Origin of the sequence: Acrocarpospora macrocephala (assembly GCF_009687865.1) — a bacterium.
GTDB classification, from domain to species: domain Bacteria; phylum Actinomycetota; class Actinomycetes; order Streptosporangiales; family Streptosporangiaceae; genus Acrocarpospora; species Acrocarpospora macrocephala.
Window position 1 is genome coordinate 36,658 of record NZ_BLAE01000013.1, and the last position, 17,047, is coordinate 53,704.

12 protein-coding genes are annotated in these 17,047 nt (G+C 66.4%); 1 reads left to right on the forward strand and 11 read right to left on the reverse strand.

Features of this window, described 5'->3' with window-relative positions; all coding sequences use genetic code 11:
- Positions 1 to 12 precede the first annotated feature (12 nt).
- Positions 13 to 852: a hypothetical protein gene (locus Amac_RS12725; RefSeq protein WP_155354553.1), complete on the forward strand. Its 840-nt coding sequence runs from the start codon at positions 13 to 15 to the stop codon at positions 850 to 852.
- 70 nt (positions 853 to 922) lie between these two features.
- Here Amac_RS12725 and Amac_RS12730 read toward each other — a convergent pair whose 3' ends face one another.
- The 11 genes from Amac_RS12730 to Amac_RS12780 all read right to left on the reverse strand — a co-directional run bounded on the left by Amac_RS12730 (position 923) and on the right by Amac_RS12780 (position 16,853).
- Entirely contained in the window at positions 923 to 2,935 is a 2,013-nt protein-coding gene (locus Amac_RS12730) for an outer membrane protein assembly factor BamB family protein (protein WP_155354554.1), read from the reverse strand.
- Between the two features lie 897 nt (positions 2,936 to 3,832).
- Positions 3,833 to 4,267 (reverse strand): plasmid mobilization protein, encoded by a 435-nt coding sequence (locus Amac_RS12735; protein ID WP_155354555.1) that lies wholly within the window; start codon positions 4,265 to 4,267, stop codon positions 3,833 to 3,835.
- 180 nt (positions 4,268 to 4,447) lie between these two features.
- On the reverse strand, positions 4,448 to 5,290 hold the full coding sequence (locus tag Amac_RS12740) for a DeoR/GlpR family DNA-binding transcription regulator (RefSeq protein ID WP_155354556.1): 843 nt from the start codon (positions 5,288 to 5,290) through the stop codon (positions 4,448 to 4,450).
- The gene (locus Amac_RS12745) at positions 5,287 to 6,768 is read right to left on the reverse strand and encodes a family 4 glycosyl hydrolase (protein WP_155354557.1); all 1,482 of its coding nucleotides are present in this window, start codon (positions 6,766 to 6,768) and stop codon (positions 5,287 to 5,289) included. The genes Amac_RS12740 and Amac_RS12745 overlap by 4 nt, the downstream gene beginning before the upstream one ends.
- Positions 6,769 to 6,809: 41 nt before the next feature.
- Positions 6,810 to 8,309, reverse strand: coding sequence for a glycoside hydrolase family 36 protein (locus tag Amac_RS12750; protein WP_155354558.1), 1,500 nt, complete (start codon positions 8,307 to 8,309; stop codon positions 6,810 to 6,812).
- Positions 8,310 to 8,362: 53 nt separating this feature from the next.
- Positions 8,363 to 9,694 carry an ABC transporter substrate-binding protein gene (locus tag Amac_RS12755; RefSeq protein WP_155354559.1) on the reverse strand — a complete coding sequence of 444 codons (1,332 nt, stop codon included), beginning with the start codon at positions 9,692 to 9,694 and terminating at the stop codon, positions 8,363 to 8,365.
- 69 nt (positions 9,695 to 9,763) lie between these two features.
- On the reverse strand, positions 9,764 to 10,675 hold the full coding sequence (locus Amac_RS12760) for a carbohydrate ABC transporter permease (protein WP_155354560.1): 912 nt from the start codon (positions 10,673 to 10,675) through the stop codon (positions 9,764 to 9,766).
- An 8-nt stretch (positions 10,676 to 10,683) separates the two neighbouring features.
- Positions 10,684 to 11,613: a carbohydrate ABC transporter permease gene (locus Amac_RS12765; RefSeq protein WP_218041042.1), complete on the reverse strand. Its 930-nt coding sequence runs from the start codon at positions 11,611 to 11,613 to the stop codon at positions 10,684 to 10,686.
- Positions 11,610 to 12,413: a DeoR/GlpR family DNA-binding transcription regulator gene (locus Amac_RS12770; RefSeq protein WP_174900166.1), complete on the reverse strand. Its 804-nt coding sequence runs from the start codon at positions 12,411 to 12,413 to the stop codon at positions 11,610 to 11,612. Before Amac_RS12770 ends, Amac_RS12765 begins: the two co-directional genes overlap by 4 nt.
- A 159-nt stretch (positions 12,414 to 12,572) precedes the next feature.
- Positions 12,573 to 14,633, reverse strand: coding sequence for a DUF4832 domain-containing protein (locus tag Amac_RS12775; protein ID WP_155354561.1), 2,061 nt, complete (start codon positions 14,631 to 14,633; stop codon positions 12,573 to 12,575).
- A gap of 18 nt (positions 14,634 to 14,651) precedes the next feature.
- The gene (locus Amac_RS12780) at positions 14,652 to 16,853 is read right to left on the reverse strand and encodes a DUF4832 domain-containing protein (protein ID WP_155354562.1); all 2,202 of its coding nucleotides are present in this window, start codon (positions 16,851 to 16,853) and stop codon (positions 14,652 to 14,654) included.
- Positions 16,854 to 17,047: the final 194 nt, after the last annotated feature.

Here is a 17,047-nt window from a genome sequence, read left to right on the forward strand (position 1 = left end):
TCAGGAGTCACCTTGTCCGCCCGTTTGGTCCTCCCCGGCGCCATCCTGCTCTGCGGCCTGATCTCCTTGGGTCTTCCGGCGCACGCCACCACGCTCGCCACCGACATCGTTCAGTACTCCTGCACCCCCGACGGGGCGGCGACCCAGACAGTCCAGATCAGGGTCGAGCTCACGATGCCGGTCAATCCGGTCACCGGGCAGCAGATGACCATCGGCCACCGCGCGACATACGCCGGGAGCACCACCCTGCTGGCGCCCGCCGCCGGACTGCCCAGCGGCACCAAAATGTACGCGTACGTGTCCATCAGCGGGCTTCCCGGATTGACGTCCGGCACCGGGGTCGGCGGCACTGTAGGACCGGTCACCGCAGGTCAGGCCGTAACACTGCCAACGCAGTCGACCTCGGTGCTGACCACTCCGAACAATCCGGGCACCGCCACCATACGACCGGCGGCCATCAACTTCGGGCTCACGCCGACCGAGCCGCTGGTGGAGTGCGAGGTAGAGAACGCGAGCGAGCTCACGACTCATCAGTTGACGATCACGGCAGGCGGCACGAATTCCAACCCTTCGCCCACGACCACAATCACCTCAACAGAGACTGAGACAGAAACCGCTACCGAAACGGCGACGGAAACTGAAACCGCGACCAGAACCGCGAATTCCACCGTCACCGAGACCTCAGATGTGATTGAGACACCGTCAGGAGGAGTCGCGACCGGTGGTGGCGGGGAGGCGGGGCCCGATGCGAGAGCGCTCATGCTCATCGGGTCGATAGTGCTTCTGGCTGCCACATCCGGCCTTCTTCTCCGCCGCCGAGCCGTAGTCACCCGGGCCGGTCCGGGAGGATGACGCCCACCAGCCGCGTCGTGGATCCACATCTGCGAGAGCCGGGAGGTGTAACACCTCCCGGCTACTCGATTTAAGGGCTGGTGCAGGTGACCGAGGTCGGAATCGCGTTGGCACTGCCGTTCCAGCTACCGAGGAAGCCGAACATGGTGGTGCCGTTCGCGGGTACGGACCCGTTGTAGGAGACGTTTCTCACCGCGATGTTGGCGCCGTTCGCGGTCGCGGTGCCGCTCCAGATCTGTGTGATCGTCTGGCCATTGGCGAAGGCCCACCGGACGGTCCATGCGCTGATCGGCGCGTTGCCGGCGCGTACCGTCACCTCACCTTGGAAGCCGCCTGGCCATTGCGAAATAACGCGATAGGTGGCACTGCACGGCCCACTCGTTGGAGTGGGGGGTGGCGTGGGGGTTGGCGTTGGAGTTGGAGTGGGCGTTGGAGTTGGGGTAGGCGTGGGGGTCGGAGTCGGGGTGGGAGTGGGGGTCGGCGTTGGGGTCGGCGTTGGGGTCGGGCTTGGGCTTGGGTTACCTGGAAGCCTGAACGAGTAGAACCTCGTGCTCGCGGTGCCGCCGCGCGAGTAGCCGTTGCCCCAGTACAGCTTGCCTCCGACGATCACCGGACCGGCGTTCGACGAACCCGCGCCCTGGAACTGCCACAACACCTGGCCATTGCTGGCGTTCAGCGCGTACATGTAGTTGTTCATCGAGCCGACGTACACCACACCATTGGCGTAAGTGACCGGACCGATCGACCGTCCGCCACGCGGCTCAGGCACCTGCCAGAGAAGCTGCCCGGTCGCCACGTCCAACGCCCCGAACGAGCTGTAATTGATCGTCTGCCCGTTAGGCAGCTGGTACGACACATTCCCGGCGTTACTCGACGTGAAGAACACCCGCTGCCCATCGGTGGCGGTGCCCCACTGGATACCACCCTGCGTCGAGCCAGGCCCCACCGAGGCGCTCCAGATGATCGCCCCAGTAGCCGCGTCGAGCATCCAGAACTCGCCGCTCTTCTGTCCCGCGCCCACCGCGCGCCGGGTCGTCCCGTTCGGACCGGGGATGTTGTAAAGGTGCGTCCCATCGCCCGTGTCATGGTCCGGACCCGGATCCGGGCAGTTGTTCGGCGGGAACCCCGGCAGGCAGGCGAAGTTCCACTCATCGAAGCGCGGCGGCCCCGTATTCCACTTGATCGCACCCGTGGTGAGATCCATCGCGACAATGGCGTCCTTGGCATTCCACGACGGCAGACACTGCTGCGGCGTCCCCCCATTGTCCTGGCACTGCCTCGCACTCTCCGGAATCGAGTAGTTCTGCCCAGTACCAATGAAGATCGTGTTGCTGGCCGGATCGATACTCGGCGTCGTCCCCCACACGGACGCGCCGCTGAAGATATCCCCGCCCGCGCCCTGGTTCGGCAGCGTGTACGACTTCCACCGCTGCGCCCCCGTGGCCGCGTCGATCGCCACCAGACTGCCGCGGAACGTACAACAGTCATAGGCGGCGTCCGAAGCCAGAGAGAACTCATCGGAGGACACGCCCTGATACAGAACGCCGTTGTAGTAGACCGCCCCACCGGTCAGTACGGCCCGCGGATGCGGATCCGTCGCCACGTTCCACCGCAGATTGCCGTTGGCGATGTCGATCGCCAACAGCCGCGCTCCGGACTGAGTGCCGATGTAGACGGTGTTACCAACCACGACCGGGCTGGTACGAGCGACCACAGTGCCAGTCGCCCCCACATACGACGCGACAGAACGCGACCAGATCACCTGACCCGTATTCGCGTCCACCTTGTGGAAGAACCCACCCCAGTCCGGAAAGTAGACGGCCCCATCCACCACCGCAGGCGTCGCCGAAACGTCCCCCCGCGTGGTGTACATCCAGTTGAGCTCCAGCCCACCCACCGTCGAAGGACTGAGAATGCTCTCCGTCGGGTTGGACCGCGTGTTACTGATGTTCTGCCCACCCATTGACCATTGCGGATCATCCGCGGCCCCCGCAGGCGTCGTGACGACCACCACAAACGTAGCCACCACACACACCACAGCAACCGCCGACGCAGTCACCACTCGCCCAAAAACAGATGCCACACCGCCTCCTGAACCAATAGTCGACGGATATAAACATAGCTTGTGAGTGGTTAATCCTTTTGAAACTTTCACAAGACCAGCAGATTGTGACTTAAATCGCAGCCGAGTGCGCGACATAAGACGGGGCGTGGACTCACGGCGCATTTAAGTATTTGAAACTTTCAAAACACCAGCAAGTCACATTTTGAAACTTTCACAACACCGGGCAGGCTACTACTAAAAACCACAGCCGGGCGCGTGCCCCGAGACAGTACATAGACTCGACCAATCCGGATGCCGCTACCCTGGTGCCGCCGCTCGGCGATCCAGCCAACTGGATCAGATGCTCCGGCAGGTGCGGGAGCGCGCCTCCCCAGGCCGTACGGATACGGCTTTCCTGCACACGGGGACAGCGCGAAACGGGTCGGAGGACGAATCAGCAGCTAGATAATCACTCCACCAGGCCACTAAAATGGAACTAGTGACCGCTCAAATCGAATCTCGCGTCGCAGGTAGAAGAGATTGTCATGCAGACGCAGCATGCATACCGGACCGACGCATCGAACGATCTGCGATGCCACACATGGAGTGGAAGCTGAGGGGTTTGAAACTTCTCCAACATCGATGTTGCAACGACCGCGACATAGTATCAACGATCACGAAATTCCCAGGTTGAACTCCATGCCACCTGCGGAGCCAGCGTAAGTCTCCACAGCAACGCAGGCGGCGGGGCCTGCGTTGCATTGCACACTTTGCCGGTCGCAATGGACATGTTCACACGGAATACCCCGCCCTGAAACTGGCCAGGCCACTGATAATTCATATCCACCAACACACCCAATTAGTTGCGTTGATGTGGTTGAATACACGCACCATTCGTGCCGCCAGAGGCCCGCATGACGAGGCCTCCACTATGGGCTACTTCTCCGCTTTGGTCTTCTTCTTTCGTCCGCGATGGGACGACCTGAGGACCAATGATTGAGCGCTTTCACTTGGCGGGTCATCGAGCCTGATGCCGCTACGCTCCAGCAGCGCCACGATGTTATGAACCGAATCTTGAAGCTGCCTGGTCTCACTTCCCGAGAGCACAGCCGCAGGCGGGCTTGAAGGCGCCGTTGCCGCAGCTTCCAATCCAACCTTGCGGAGCCATGCGCTCAGCTTCATGCCGACCGCCTCAGCCGCTGCGACCAGCACGCCAAGGTCATCTGGGCTGACCCGCACCGAGACGACACGATCAAGAGCAGTTCGAGTGGCATCCGTCGCCACCTGTTCACGATTGTCGTAAAACCACTGGCCACGCTCAGCCTCGCTCATCTCAGCGACATCCTGCGCAGTCAGCTCGTCTTTATCCATGATCACGTCATACAAACTACCCCGACGTTGTCATACAGTCACGCGCCTGTCGCGCCAGGGCATCTGACACAAGCCCCCTGGTCAGCGTGGACTTGGGTTCAGCAGGCTGGAACGACCGCGTTCGCGTCATTGACCAGGTTGGCCGTGCCGGTGGTCTCGTGTGGGCGTGGGTGCCGGGCGTTAGGTCACCAGGTCGACGGCGGTGCCGTGTTCGCGGGCGGCGGTCACGAAGTCGGGGGGTGCTTCGGCGCCGGTGATGAGGAGGTTTACCTCGGGGAGGTCGCAGATTGGGGCGAGGCCGATTCGGCCTAGTTTGGCGGTGTCGGCGAGGACGATCTGGCGTTGGGAGGCGTTGATCATGCGGCGTTTGAGTTCGGCTTCGAGGAGGTTTACGCCGGTGACGCCGGATTCGAGGTGTACGCCGTGGCAGCCGAGGAACACCGTGTCGGCGTGGATGCGCTCCAGCATGGGGGCGCCTAGTGGGTCCACCAGCGAGTGGGTCACGGGGCGCAGGGTGCCGCCGGTGACCAGGACGGAGAAGCGGGGGATCGCGGGCTCCAGTTCTACCGCGACGCGCAGGCTGTTGGTGAAGACCACGATGTCGGACAGGTCGCTGCGGGCCACCAGCGCGCGGGCCAGGAAGGTGGTGGTGGTGCCGGTGTCGATGATGATGCTCTCGCCGTCGGATACCAGGGCGGCGGCGTGCCGGGCCAGCTGGATCTTCTCGATGGCCGAGTCGCCCAGCGCCACCTCGTACGACGGCTCGGCCGGGGGTGCGGACTTGACCTGCATCGCGCCGCCGCGGACCCGCCGGAGCACGCCTTGGCGGTCGAGTAGTTCGAGGTCGCCGCGGATGGTCACGCCGGACACTCCGAAGATCTCGGCCAGGTCGGTGACCCGGACGAACTCGTGCTCCAGCACCAGCGCCACGATGCGGTCGCGCCGAACCGAGGCCGCGACATCCGTGGTAGGGGAGGCTGGGGACGCCGGGGACGCAGCCAACGGGGCGGCGGCCTCCTTCATCGGCCCCCCTCGCGATCGGTGATTCTGGCCGAATCACCGTAAGTGGGTCGGCCCGCTTCGCCGTTGGCGATTCGTCCGGCATCGCCGTAAGTAAGTCGGCTTGCCCCGCTGTGAGCGATTCGTCCGGCATCGCCGTAAGTAAGTCGGCTTGCCGCGCTGTGAGTGATTCGGCCCGTCTCCCCGCGTGTGATGCCTGCGGGGAGGAACGCCGCGTGCGCCTGGACGAGCTCGTCGCACACCGCCTCGATGGCCGCCAGGGGAAGGGTGGCCGAGGTGTTGGGGTCGAGCATGGCTGCCTGGTACACCGCCGATCGTCGTTCCTCGAGGGCCGCTGTCATGGTCAGCTCTACCACATTCAGGAACGTCCGGTTGAGCGCGGCGAGCTGGACGGGCAGCGACCCGACCGGCAGCGGGCTGATGCCCCCGCCGTCCACCCGGGCCGGCACCTCCACGCAGGCGCTCGGCGGCAGGTTGTCGATCAGGCCGTCGTTGGGGAGGGTGAGCTGGACCTCGCGCGGCATGCCGGTGAGCATGGAGTGGATCACCTCGGAGGCCATCTCGAAGTGTTTCCACCGGGCCAGCACCGGCTCACCGGCGGCCAGCGCGCCGCGCAGCCGCTCGTACGCGTCGAGTTTCCTGGCGCGGCGGCGCAAGCTCTCATTGAGCGGCAGGTCGAGCCGGAGCACCTCCTTCTCGTGCGGCAGGAACCAGGGCACGTACTCGGCGGCGTGCTCGCTCGACTCGGTCGGGAAGTAGCCGAACCGCCGGTAGATCTCGGCCCGGGCGTGGCTCCGCAGTTCCGGGTCGTCGGCCATGACCAGGTCCAGGTCCCCGTACAGCGACTGGCCGCCGCTCTCGAAGCGGAGGACGAACGCCTGGTGGTTCAGCCCGGCGGTCAGGAAGTCGATGTCGCCGAGCTCGCGGCCGATCAGGTCGGCGAGCAGGGCGTGGGTGTCCCGGACGGAGTGGCAGAGCCCGGCCACCCGGCGCAGCGGGGTGCCCGCGATCACGGCCGCGCACAGGGTGGCCATCGGGTCGGTGTAGTTGAGCAGCCAGGCTTGCGGGCAGAGCCGTACCATGTCGCGGGCCAGCCCGAGCAGGACGGGGATGGCGCGCAGCCCGCGGAAGATGCCGCCGAGGCCGAGCGTGTCGCCGACGGTCTGGCGCACGCCGTAGCGGCAGGGGATCTCGAAGTCGGACAGGGCCGCGTCGTAGCCGCCCACGTCGATCTGGCAGATCACGAAGTCGGCCCCGGCCAGCACCGCCTCGCGGTCGGCGCCGGCCTCGATGACGGCGCCGGCGGCGGTCTCGGCGTCCAGGCGGCGGGCCAGCGTCTCGGCGGTGGCGAGGCGGGCGGGGTCGATGTCGTGCAGGGCCACGCGCAGCGTGCCGGCCAGCTCGGGACTGGACATGAGGTCGGAGAGGATCTTGCGGGTGAGCTCGACGTTACCCGCCCCGACGAAGGCCAACTTTGCCATCCGAAACCTCCTGAAACCAGGAGACTACCGTTTGAAAAGGTTCACTTCACCAGGAGCCGGTCCGAGATCCGTCCGGCCGGATTCACGTACGGCCCGAAGTCGACCTCACGCCCGTCGACCAGGAAGCGGTGCCGGTCCAGCCGCCGGATCTCCGGGCTGCCGGTGAGGAAGGCCACCAGGGCGCGCCGCTCGGGCTCGTCCAGCCACGCGATCGGGTCGGACACCGCGCGGAACCCGCAGATCCCGGCGAGGTCGGCGAGCAGCTGCTTGCACGCGTCGTCCAGCAGGTTGTACCTGGTACGGAAGAACACCGGATCCGGATCCACCTCCAGCAGCGGGCGCAGCCACAGCCGGTGCAGCGACGCGATCACCGCGTTGCGCGCGCCCGCGCCCGAATAGTCGTCGGAGCGTTCGCTGTTGTCCCAGTACGGCGCCACGTCCGGGCTCGCCCGTACCCCGTCGAGCACGCCGATCGACGGGATGATCGGCGCCCCGCTGCCGAGCAGGTAGGTGTCCTCCCCGGCGACCTCGCGGAACAGCCGGATGGCGTCCCGGTAGGCCTGCTCGCGCGGCACGTCGCGGTGGCGCGCCCCCGACAGCGCCCCCGCGTACGCGAAGTCCAGCTTGAGATACCGGTAACCCCATTCGCGTACCTGCGCGAACGTCGCCGCCAGGTGGTCGCGCGTCTCCGGCAGGGTGGTGTCCAGCGCGAAATAGGAAGCGCCCCAGTTGAACCCGGCCGGTTTCGGGTCTCCGGCGGCGTCGCGCAGGAACAGGTGCGGCCGGGTCCGGAAGATCTCCGAATGCGCCGGTGCGATGAACGGCGCCAGCCACAACCCGGGCACGAAGCCGTGGTCGCGGATCCGCGCCGCCATGTCCGCCATGCCGGACGGGAAATCGGATCCCGGCTCCCAGTCGCCGACCGCGGCCTGCCAGCCGTCGTCCAGCTGGACCACGTCGAACGGATAGCCGCGCAGGTCGTCCAGCACCTTGTGGATGAGCGGCTCGGTGATGTCCTCAAAGAAGGAGTACCAGCTGCACCAGACATTGCCCGCCCGGGTGGTACGGCGCCCGAGCCGCTCGCCGAGCAGCTCCGCGTAGCGGGCGAAGACCTCCTCCTCGGGGCCGTACCCGAGGAACCAGTCCGCGTCCGGGTGCTCCCAGTGCCCGGCGAGCAGCCGGTCGTCGGCTTCCACCCGGGGCACGTCAAGCCCGAGCCCGCCGAGCAGCAGCACGTTCCCGCCGCCCGCGTCCAGCGCGCCGACGGCGCTGCCCGCATGCCGGTACGGACTGTCGTTGTCGATGTCGTCGGCGGTCAGCATGCGCTCAGGCCCGGGAATGCGCAGCGGCGGCCCGCCGAGCGGCCACCACGCGGTGGGACTGTAGGAGTTCCACCCATGCCGGTAGAAGTCCACCGCACCGAAGGGGTGCAGGATGCGGACATCCCCGGCGGGGACGATCAGCCCTCCCTCTACGTGACGCGGCTCCCCGGGGAGCACGGCGGGCAGCTGGTGGCCCCCGAACTGCAGAATCGTCTCCATCGCTGTCCTTCTCGGGAGGCCGGGCCGGCACCGGAGCGCCAGCCCGGCGAGGGTTACTTGAGGATGTCGGCCACGCGCGTGTCGAGCTCCTTGAGCGCGTCGGCGGGGACGACCTTCAGCTCCTGGATCTGGTCGATCACCGCCTGCGCCTCCGTGTTGATCTCGTTGGCGCTGCCGGTGATCGGGTAGTACGACAGGCTGGCCGGGTCGGCGGCGATGTCGGTGAAAGCGGACACGTCGACGCCCTTGGCCCGGTGCGACTCGGCGGCAGCGGCGGCCGCGGTCGTGATCGCGGGGAACACCACGGCGCGCTTGGCCACCAGGTCCTGGCAGGCGGGCGAGCCGATGAACTTGACCCACTCCCAGGCCTGGTCGGGGTGCTTGGTCCCGGCGGTGATGGACGGGGCCAGGCCGTTGATGATGGTCTTGCGGCCCTGCGGACCGCGCGGGAGGGGGGCGAACGCGAACTTCTGCTCGGTGCTGCCGGCCCAGGTACCGATGCGCCAGGATCCGTCCGGCACCAGGGCCGCCTTGTTGGTCTGCATCATCGGCTCCAGGCCGAGGCGTCCGGCTTCCTCGCGGGGCAGCACGTACCCGGCCTTCATCTGGTCCTGCCACCAGGTGATGGCCTCGGCCAGGCGCGGGTCGTCCAGCTTGTAGTCGGTGCCGAACGGGTTCTTGTCCAGATACTGGAAGCCCATGGACAGGGGCATCCAGGACCACTGGGTCTGGCCGACGACCCCGCCGCCCTGCTCCAGACCCCAGCCGTAGGTGGCGACCTTGGTCTTGTCGAACCCGGCCTCGTCGCCGCGCTTGCCGTTGGCGTCCACGGTGAGCTTCTTGATCAGCTCGCCGAACGTGCCGCCGTCGGCGGGGTTCCAGGTGAGGTCCTTGAGGGTGGCCGGGTCGATCTTGGCGTCTTCGACGTCCTTGACGTTGTAGACGAGCGCGATGGTGTCCCAGTCCTGCGGCAGGCCGTACCGTTTGCCGTCGCGGACCCAGAGCGAGGCCAGGTCGCCGGTGTAGCGGGTCAGGTCCACCTTGTCCCGGTCCACGAAGGGCTGGATGTCCAGGAGCTGGTTGTTGGCGGCCAGCTCGGGATAGTACGCGACGTGGTTGGTGATCACGTCGGGCGCGGTGCCGGACACCAGCGAGGTGGTGATGCCGTTCCAGTAGTCCTCCCAGCCCTGCTGGGTGATCTTGACCTGGATGCCGGACGTGGCGGTGAACGCGTCGGCGCACTCCTGGTAGGCCGGCAGCTGGTTGGGGTCCCAGAGACTGTAGGTGAGGGTGACCTTCTCCGCCGCCTCGGGGGTCTCGGCGGAGGTGCCGCAGGCGGCTATCGCGACCGCGAGAGCCAGGAGGGCGATCGGCTTTCTCATCATGGTTCTGCCTTTGCTGGATTTCGGGCAAGGTCGGCTACCGGCACCGCGCGGCACCGGTCGCGGGGGGTGTTACTTGATACCGGTGAACCCGATCGAGTTCACGAGTCTGCGTCCGAACACGATGAGGAGCAGGAGGACCGGGATCACCTGGAGCGTGGCCGCGGCCATCAGCCCGGCCCAGTCCGGTGAGGAGGTCGGCGAGGACTGGGCGAACACGCCCAGCGCCACGTTGAGCAGCCGCACCCCCTCGTCCTTGCCGACCAGTTGCGGCCACAGGTACTCGTTCCAGGCGAACACCGCCGTGATCACCGCCAGCGTGCTCAGCGGGGCGGTGCTCATCGGCAGGATGATGCGCCAGAACACGGTGAACTTCCCGGCGCCGTCGATGGTCGCCGCGGACTCGATCTCGGGCGGGATGCCGAGGAAGAACTGGCGCAGGAAGAAGATCGCGAACGGGGTCATCAGCAGGTACGGCGCGAGCAGCCCAGGGAACGTGTCCAGCCAGCCGAGGTCACGGACGAGGGCGAAGTTGGGCAGCACCGTGAAGATCGGCGGCACCATCAGCCCGGCCAGGAACACCGCGAACAGGGTGTCCCGGCCGCGGAACCGCAACCGGGCGAAGGCGTACGCCGCGGTCGCGCTGAACCCGACCTGCCCGATCACGATCGCCACGGTGAAGACAATCGAATTGCGCAGGTAGAGCCAGAAGTCCACGTTGGCCCCGCTGCCCCCAGCCGCGATCGACTCTTCGGGCGTCGCGTGGCCGAGCACCCGGGAGAAGTTGATCAGCGTGGGGTCGGCCGGGATCAGCGAGTAGTCGCCGTTGAAGATCGCCCGGTTGCCGGTGAACGCCGTGCGCAGCATCCAGACGAACGGGTAGAGCGTGACCAGCAGCAGCACGGCCAGCGCCACCCAGGCGAGAATCCGGCCGGGACCGGTACGGCGGCGCGGCCTGCGCCGGGAGATGGGGGAAGTTGCCATGGCCGTCCTCACCGGAGGTCCGAGCTGGAAGCGCGGAGCAGACGCATCTGGGTGGCGGTCAGCGCGATGAGGATCACGAACAGCGTCGCCGCCATCGCCGCCGCGTAGCCCATATGGAACTCGTTGAACGCCTTTTGGTAGATGTAGTAGTAGATGACCCTGGTCGCGTCGGCCGGGCCGCCCTTGGTGGTCACCGCGACGGTGTCGAAGATCTGGAACGAACCGATGATCGACACCACCAGGACCAGCACGGTCACCGGCCGCAGCAGCGGAAGCGTGACCCGGCGGAACATCGTCCACTCCCCCGCGCCGTCCACGGCCGCCGCCTCGTACAGGTTGCGCGGGATCATCTGCATGCCGGCGAAGAACAGCAGCGCCGTATAGCCCATGTTGCGCCAGGTGTTCACCAGCGCAATCGTCGCGATGGCCTGGTCGGAGTCGCCGTAGAAGGACTGCGGCTCGAAGCCGAGCACGTCCAGGATGTGGTTCACGAAGCCCACGTTGTGGTCGAGCATGAACAGCGTCACGATCGCCACCGTGACGTTCGGCACCAGCCACGGGATCACGATCGCCGCGCGTACCAGCACGGAGCGGGTGAGGCGGTCCATCAGCACCGCGATGGCGAGCGCGAGCACGGTCTGTGAGCCGATGTTGATCACCACGTACTCGGCGGTGATGCGCAGCGCGTTCCAGAACTTGTCGTCGGCGAGCATGTCGCGGTAGTTGTCCAGGCCGACGAAGCGCGGCTCGGAGAGCAGGTTCCAGTCGGTGAAGCTGATCCAGAAGCCGCGGATCGTCGGGGCCAGGTAGAACACCGTGAACCCGAGCAGCGCCGGCAGCAGGAACAGCCAGGCCACCACGGGGTCGCCGGCCGTCCTGCGGCGACCGCGCGCGGGGGCGATCTTCGGCGGGCTGGATCTGCCGACGGTCAGCGTCACGGGCCCACCACCTCGACGCGCAGGCCGCGCTCGCGCAGCGCGGCGAGCACGTGCGGGTCCGCGGACGGGCCGGTGATCAGCAGGTCCACCTCGCTGATCGGCGCGACGGCGGCGAGCTGGATCTGGCCGACCTTGGAGCCGTCGGCGACCACGACGCGTTGAGCCGCGGCCCGCAGCATGCGCTGTTTCATCTCTGCCTCGGGAAGGTTGATGTTGGTGATGCCCGCCTCCGGGTGCACCCCGTTGCAGCCGAGGAAGACCGTGCAGGTGTTGATGCGGTCGAAGATCTGGTGGGCCAGCGGATCCACCAGCGAGTGCTGACGGCGCCGCAGCGTGCCGCCGGTGAGCACCACGGTCAGGCGCGGGATCGCGCCCTCCAGCTCCAGCGCGATGTTGAGCCCGTTGGTGAACACCACGACCTCGGCCAGCTCGGTACGGGCGGCCAGGGCCCGAGCGATGAACGTGGTGGTCGTGCCCACGTCCAGGGTGATGCTCTCACCATCGTTGACCAGGGCGGCGGCGGCCTCCCCGATCAGCGCCTTCTCGATCGCGGACGTGCTGAGCGCCTCCTCGAACGACGGCTCCTCGCGCAGCCGCTTGCCGACCGCCATCGCCCCGCCGCGCACCCGGCGGAGCATGTTGCGCCCTTCCAGGGCGTCGAGGTCGGCGCGGGCCGTCACGTCGGAGATGCCGAAGGCCGTGCTGAGGTCGGCGACCCGCACGAACTCCTGCTCCAGCACCATCGCGAGGATCCGCTCCCGCCGAACCTCGGCGGGGACCTGCTCGAACACGTTCGACATGGGGGCCATCTTCGAAATATTTCAAACACTTGTCAATGGGAAAGTGCGCAGTTGCCGTTACGAAGGGGTAACGGGAGGTGGATGCTTAAATCGTGCTTCTGATGTGAAGGCATGCTGCCGCAGGGCCACGTCGTGGTGGCCCTGCGGCGGTTTGTACGGCTACTCGAAGCGGATCTCGTCGATGCTGATGGTGGAGTTGCCGCCGAACCAGAAGCCCATGGCGAGCTGGCTGGGACTGTTGCGGTTGATGCCGTTGGCGGCCATCGGGATCTTGATGTCCTGGTAGGAGGTGGTGATCGCGGGGTGTCCGCCGCCGTCCAGGGTGTAGTCGGCGAACAGCTTGGTGGCGCCGCCCAGGCCGAGGTTGAAGTGGTTCTGCTCGCCGCCGGAAGCGCCCTTGACCCGGACCACCAGATAGGTCTTAGAGGTCAGATCGACCCCGACATCACTGCCGAACCAGCCGCAGTTGTTGTAGCGCAACTGCAACGCCCCCGAGGCGACCGTCCCGGAACCGCCGCCGTCCAGGAAACAGTTCGCGCCCGTCCATTTGCCCAGGTCATTGAGGTACGCCGACGGATAGACCGGCGAACCATCAAAGTTGTCCAACACCAGACCGTTGGGCGGCGGACTCGGACTCGGACTCGGCGAAGGACTCGGGCTCGGGGAAGGACTCGGGGAAGGACTGGGGGAAGGACTGGGCTCGTTGGTGGGGCAGGTCGGTGTGCACGGCCCCACCGTGAGGTTGCCTGCCAGCACGTTGTAGCCCTTGGTGGCGTTCCAGGTGCCGGAGTTGGCGAGCCGGATGGCGTACTCCGGCCGGGATCGCAGGCTTGTGGCCTGGTCGGGCAGCCACAGTGCCAGCGTGTACGTGCCGGGGGTCACGTTCGAAGGCACGGTCACGGTCTGGGTCGGCACGGCGTGCGTGCCGGGTGTCCAGGCTCGCGGGTCCAGCGCGGGCAGCGGCAAGTCGTAGCGGTGAGTGCCGTCGTCCAGCACCAGGAACGCCGACCGTCGTTTGACCGGCCCGGACCAGCCGTCGTTGCTGAGGTTGGCTGAGAAGGTGAGCTGCCCGCCGGGCTGCACGGAGTCGGAGAAACTCGCGCTCACCAGGCGCAGCCGGTAGCCCAGCTTGCGCTCGATCCGGGTGAACGCGGTCTCGGCCGGGTCGTTGCCGGCGGCGGCCAGCTGGGTGGCCTTCCACTTGTCGGTGTTGACCGCGGCATAGTCCTCGTTGATCTCGGTGAAGTTCAGCTTGGCCATCTCCGCCTGCACGTTGACGCCCGCGGCGTCGTTGTAGCCGTCGGAGTTGCAGGTCTCACCGCCCATGATCGTGTTGTGGCCGGTGGAGGTCTGCCGGTCATACATCCACTGCTTCTTCTGCTCGATGGAGAACCAGCCCATCCACGAGTTGTTGTCGTAGGTGCCCATGTCGTTGTAGTCGGACAGGAAGCAGTCGTTGTGGAAGCCGATCCTGTCCTTCTGCGCCTGGGTGAGCGTGCACCCCTCAGGTACGACACACGAGGTCGGATCCACGATCTCCTTGATGAAGATCGGGTAGCGCATGGCCAGCGGGATCGTGTCCGGCGTGGTTTCCAGGATCTTCTTAATCACGCGGTATCGGGTCGCCGCCTGGTCCTGGTTGAACGGATCGGCGTAGTTCCCGGTGTGCCACTCGCCCCAGGCGCCGAGATAGCCGGCTTCCAGGTGCATGACGACGTCGGCGTTGGCCGTCAGCACCGCGCCGATCTGGCCGATGTGCCGGAGGATCTTGGTCTCGGTGGCGTCCGACCAGCCGTCCCAGACGTACGTGGGACGGAAGACGATCTTCATACCGGCGGCGCGGATCGCGTCGAGACCGGAGTCCAGGTTGTCCAGCAGCGCTTGCGGCAGGTCGTCGGCGTTCTTGAAATTGTCCAGGTGCAGGTAGCTGTGGATCAGGGTGTTGCCGTTGGTCTTGGCCCGGGCGAAGGTGCGGTCCAGCAGGTCGGGGTTGAAGCCGGGCACGCTGGCGCCGCCGTTGGCCCAGTCGTTCACGGCGGGGTCGTTGATGATCTCGTATCGGCTGTGGAAGCCGCGTTCCGGGTTGGGGATGACGGTGGCGAAGTCGGCCGTGTAAGTGCGGGTTTGCGCGTCCGCGACCCCGCCGACCGCGACGGCGAGGCTGACGAGCAGGGCGGACGCCGCGAAGGCGCTTACCCGACCTCTGAGGGATAACGACATGCGGATCTCCAGGAGGGGTTACTCGAAGCGGATCTCGTCGATGCTGATGGTGGAGTTGCCGCCGAACCAGAAGCCCATGGCGAGCTGGCTGGGACTGTTGCGGTTGATGCCGTTGGCGGCCATCGGAATCTTGATGTCCTGGTAGGAGGTCGTGATCACGGGGTGCCCACCGCCGTCCAGGGTGTACTCGGCGAACAGCTTGGTCGCGCCGCCCAAGCCGAGGTTGAAGTGGTTCTGCTCGCCACCGGAAGCGCCCTTGACCCGGACCACCAGATAGGTCTTAGAGGTCAGGTCGACACCGACATCACTGCCGAACCAGCCGCAGTTGTTGTAGCGCAACTGCAACGCCCCTGAGATGACCGTCCCGGAACCGCCGCCGTCCAGGAAACAGTTCGCGCCCGTCCATTTGCCCAGGTCATTGAGGTACGCCGACGGATAGACCGGCGAACCATCAAAGTTGTCCAACACCAGACCGGCGGGCGGCGGGCTCGGACTAGGGCTTGGGCTCGGACTCGGTGAAGGGCTCGGGGAGGGACTCGGTGACGGGCTAGGGGAAGGACTCGGTGACGGGCTCGGCGAAGGGCTGGGGTCGACGGTGCCCGAGGTGGAGATCGAGCCCAAGTTCACCCATCCGTCGGTGCTCTGGTTGGCGTTGGCGAAGGACAGCGGGTAAGGCGCCCGGTGCTGGTCGATCACCCAGTCGGAGAGCCGGGACGCCGCCGGACGGGCGCGCAACACGGCCGGAGTGACCGCCTCAAGCGGATTCCGTACCTTCAAGACCAGGCTGTAGTTACCTGCCGGAACCCCCGAGGTGCTGAGGTTGGCACTGAAGTTCACCGGCCGCCCGAAGTCGATCCGGGTGGGGTTACCGGAAAGGTTCCAATCAGGAAAAGTCCGGATCTGCAGCGGCTGGACCGTCCGCAGGTTCCAGTCGGTGTCCCAGGTCTTCACCACCGCGCCGGAGCTGTTCTTCAACCCGACGACAACAGTCCACGGGTAGTAGAACGGGGCCACACCGTCGTTCTGCATCGTCACGCCGACCTTGAACGTGCCGCCTGCGGAGCCGTTGAAGTTGGCCTGCGGAATGTGCAGGTTGTAGCCCATCTTCCGTACCCCGGCCGCGACCTTCGGATCGGTGGCGCTGTAGCCGCCCGCCCCTGTCTGGTTGATCATCCAGCTGATGTGAGTGAGCTCGGTGGCCGCCAGCACGTCATCCACCTGCCCGCTGCCGCCCGGCCAGTTCGCGTACAGAGATCCCTGGATCTCCGGCCGCGCCTCGCCGCCGATCGACTGCGTAGTCCACCGGTTCTCCAGATTCTTGTTCAGCAGCAACTGGGTGAACGCGTCCTCCCAGCCACCCATCGACTGCGGCAGCGTCATGCTCTTCAGCTGACCGTTCCGCCACTCCCGATACGGCCAGGAGTCGTCATGGAACCCGATCCCCGGCGAATCCGCCCCGGCCAGCGGATAGCGCACCTCCAGCTGAATGTTGTCGAAGGCCGCGTCGAAAGCGTGGATGAGCGTGCTGATCGTGGCATCGGTGGGCATCAGGTCGGGATAACCGTCCGCCAGGTCCCGGTCGTACGGCCAGGTGTGCCACTCACCCCACAGCCCGACCAGGCCTAACGACATGAAGCCGACACGCGGATCGGCGGTGCCACCAGGACCGGCGTGGTCATACCGGGCGGCGAAGGCGTTGATGAAGCTCGTGAAGGCCGCGATCACGTCGGGGTCATCGTAGTCCGGGCTGACCGTGCCCCACTGACCGTTGGTGCGCAGCGCCATCTTGCCGTTCAGGCAGGGCGGGATGCCGTTGCCGGGATGCGAGGCGGTGCCGCCGGGATACTCCACGTAGAACCGGAAAGCCAGCTGGCGACCCCACACGGCGGCCTCGTCCAGCGCCTTGTCGAACACGCTCCAGTCGAACACCGAGCAGCTGGCCGGGTCCTTCATCACCTCGTTGAGCGCGAAGTAGCTCCACATCACGCCGCCGGGATACTTGCTGGTGTAGTTGTCGCCGGGGAACAGGTAGGGCGCGAAGCCCTTGAGCGGCTGGCCGACCGGCGCGTCCGCGTACGCATAGGTATGCGTGGTGAGGCCGGTATCCGGCCCCGGACCGGCGGGCGGCCGGGATGGTGGCCCCGCGACGGCGGTCGCGGGGGTCGCGGCGACGAGCACCGCGGTCAGCGTGAGCAGGATGGTCGAGAGTCTGCGTCTCATGAATCCCCTCCGGGAGAGAGGCACAGGCGTGGGGGCGCCCGGCGAACCACATGAGACCAGAACACTTGCCCTATCACAAGAGTTCGCCTTGCGATAAAGCAATCGTGTTACAAGGTTGCTACCGCTAACAGGACACTAATGGACAACTCTCCCTTCGATATCGCAGCGCTACATCTTGCGTTTACTTACGTTCT